Genomic DNA, 2,325 nt, shown 5'->3' with positions numbered 1-2,325 from the left:
TCTCGCCGTGTAGGTGGTGCTACTTTCCAGGTTCCTACAGAAATCCGTCCGGATCGTAAAGAGTCTATCTCGATGAAGAATCTGATTCTTTTTGCTCGTAAAAGAGGTGGTAAATCAATGGCTGATAAATTGGCTGCCGAAATCATGGATGCATTCAATGAGCAAGGTGGTGCTTACAAACGTAAAGAAGATATGCACAGAATGGCAGAAGCTAACCGCGCATTCGCTCATTTTAGATTCTAATACTGAATTTGTAAAAACTTAAAGTAGAGGAAACTAAAATGGCTAAGAATGATTTACATTTAACTCGTAATATCGGTATCATGGCTCACATCGATGCCGGAAAAACTACTACTTCTGAACGTATCCTGTTTTATACCGGATTGACTCACAAAATTGGTGAGGTACATGATGGTGCTGCTACAATGGACTGGATGGCTCAGGAGCAGGAACGTGGTATTACTATTACATCTGCTGCTACGACAACAAGATGGAAATATGCTGGTAATACGTATAAAATCAACTTGATTGATACTCCGGGACACGTTGACTTTACTGCTGAAGTAGAGCGTTCATTGCGTGTGCTTGATGGTGCTGTAGCTGCTTACTGTGCAGTAGGTGGTGTGGAGCCTCAGTCGGAAACTGTATGGCGTCAGGCTGATAAGTATAATGTACCGCGTATTGCGTACGTGAATAAAATGGACCGTTCTGGTGCTAACTTCTTTGATGTGGTGAGCCAGATGAAATCTGTTTTGGGAGCTAATCCGTGTCCGGTTGTTATTCCTATCGGTGCAGAAGAGTCTTTCAAAGGATTGGTAGATCTTATTAAGATGAAAGCTATCTATTGGCACGATGAGACAATGGGGGCTGATTATACGGTAGAAGAAATACCGGCTAACCTTGTGGATGAAGCTCAGGAGTGGAGAGATAAGATGTTGGAAAAGGTAGCAGAATTTGATGATGCTTTGATGGAGAAATATTTCGATGATCCTTCTACTATTACAGAAGAAGAAATATTGAGGGCTCTTCGCAATGCAACTGTTCAGATGGCTGTTGTTCCAATGCTTTGTGGTTCTTCATTTAAGAATAAAGGTGTACAGACATTGTTGGATTATGTTTGTGCTTTCTTGCCTTCTCCTCTGGATGCAGAGAATGTAATTGGTACAAATCCTGATACTGGTGCTGAAGAGGATCGTAAGCCAAGCGAAGATGAAAAAACTTCAGCTTTGGCGTTTAAGATTGCAACAGACCCGTATGTAGGTCGTTTAACTTTCTTCCGTGTGTATTCAGGTAAGATTGAGGCAGGTTCTTATATCTACAATTCTCGTTCTGGTAAGAAAGAGCGTGTTTCTCGTTTGTTTCAGATGCATTCTAACAAACAGAATCCGGTGGAAGTAGTTGGTGCTGGTGATATTGGTGCTGGTGTCGGTTTTAAAGATATCCACACTGGTGATACATTATGTGACGAAACAGCTCCTATTGTACTTGAGTCTATGGATTTCCCGGAACCTGTAATTGGTATTGCTGTTGAGCCTAAGACTCAGAAAGACATGGATAAACTGTCTAATGGGTTGGCTAAGTTGGCTGAAGAGGATCCTACATTTACAGTGAAAACTGACGAGCAGACAGGACAGACGGTTATTTCTGGTATGGGTGAACTTCACTTGGATATTATTATTGACCGTTTGAAACGTGAGTTTAAGGTAGAATGTAATCAGGGTAAACCTCAAGTGAACTACAAAGAGGCAATTACTAAGACGGTTAACTTGCGTGAAGTTTACAAGAAACAGTCTGGTGGTCGTGGTAAGTTTGCAGATATCATTGTTAACATCGGTCCGGTAGATGAAAGTTTTGTAGAAGGTGGTTTGCAGTTTGTTGATGAAGTTAAGGGAGGTAATATTCCTAAGGAATTTATTCCTTCAGTACAGAAAGGTTTTGCTACTGCAATGAAGAATGGTGTATTGGCAGGTTATCCGCTTGATTCACTGAAGGTAACTTTGGTTGATGGTTCGTTCCACCCGGTTGACTCAGACCAGTTGTCTTTTGAAATCTGTGCTATTCAGGCATATAAAAATGCATGTGCTAAAGCAGGTCCTGTTTTGATGGAACCTATAATGAAGTTGGAGGTTGTAACTCCAGAAGAAAATATGGGTGATGTTATTGGTGACTTGAATAAGCGCCGTGGTCAAGTTGAAGGTATGGAGTCAAGCCGTTCAGGTGCTCGCATCGTTAAGGCGATGGTTCCGTTGGCAGAGATGTTTGGTTACGTAACAGCGTTGCGTACTATTACTTCTGGTCGTGCAACCTCGTCAATGGTATACTCTC

2 protein-coding genes are annotated in these 2,325 nt (G+C 41.8%); both read left to right on the top strand.

Annotated features, from left to right (window positions below; genetic code table 11):
- On the top strand, positions 1 to 243 hold a 243-nt coding region (locus QX565_RS17410; RefSeq protein ID WP_502874525.1), incomplete at its 5' end, for a small ribosomal subunit protein uS7.
- 38 nt (positions 244 to 281) lie between these two features.
- Positions 282 to 2,325 (top strand): elongation factor G (gene fusA / locus QX565_RS17405; RefSeq protein ID WP_289293702.1); only part of this gene is annotated, 2,044 nt, incomplete at its 3' end.

Source organism: Bacteroides sp. 41_26 (assembly GCF_949740115.1).
Lineage (GTDB): Bacteria > Bacteroidota > Bacteroidia > Bacteroidales > Bacteroidaceae > Bacteroides > Bacteroides nordii.
Note: the sequence above shows the minus strand (reverse complement) of the source record. Positions and strands in the feature narration are given on the sequence as shown.